Annotated in this window: 1 protein-coding gene; it reads left to right on the forward strand. The window is 50.4% G+C overall.

What is annotated here, in order from left to right; translation table 11 throughout:
- Nucleotides 1–47: 47 nt before the first annotated feature.
- Nucleotides 48–728: tetratricopeptide repeat protein (locus ACLD7X_RS17515; RefSeq protein WP_411424970.1), on the forward strand; the 681-nt coding region annotated here is incomplete at its 3' end.

Raw genomic sequence — 728 nt, forward strand, 5'->3', positions numbered from 1 at the left:
AAATCACGGTTGTTCGTACGGAGGATAGTCTCCAGCTATTGGCCCAGATGAATCCGGCCGCGCTGGAACGCAAACTGGACGTAATTATTGAAAGGGAAGAGGATGAAAAAGAGATCCTTCTGCGTAAGGCGCAGCAAGACCTGGCCAACATGAACCGTCCGTCCACTCCGTCTGGCGTACCCACCCTTTCGGGAAATCAACGGCGGTGGGAGTTGTATGATCCTATATTGGTTAACCAGGGGAGAGTGGAATTTCGCCGGATCTGGGGAACCCGGCCATTAGAGGATGATTGGCGACGATCGAGTAAAGAAACCAGCTCATTTTCTGACCCGGCCTCTTTGGCCACTACCACCCAGCCTACCGATCCGGGGGCCCCTGGTGACCTCATGGCCCCAGTTCGACTCACCAAAGATTCTCAGGATTGGGAGCTGCGAAGGGCTCAACTTAAAAAAAATATTCCTCTGACCGACTCAGCTTTTTCCAATTCTCAGAAGCGGAAAGAAGATGCCTTGTACCAACTCGGGAAAATTTACCGTTTTGATCTTAATGAGCCGGGTAAAGCGGTGGAGTCTTTTCAACGTGTATTAAAGGAGTATCCATCTACCGTCTACCGCGAGGAACTATATTATTTGCTTTACCTTACCATGGAAGGCTCGGAGGCAGAACGGTTGGTCTGGAAGCAAAAGTTATTGTCAGAGTATCCAGGGTCTACCTATGCCAGGTTGGTG

The sequence above is a fragment of the Aphanothece microscopica RSMan92 genome, from assembly GCF_046613545.2.
GTDB lineage: Bacteria > Cyanobacteriota > Cyanobacteriia > PCC-6307 > Cyanobiaceae > NIES-981.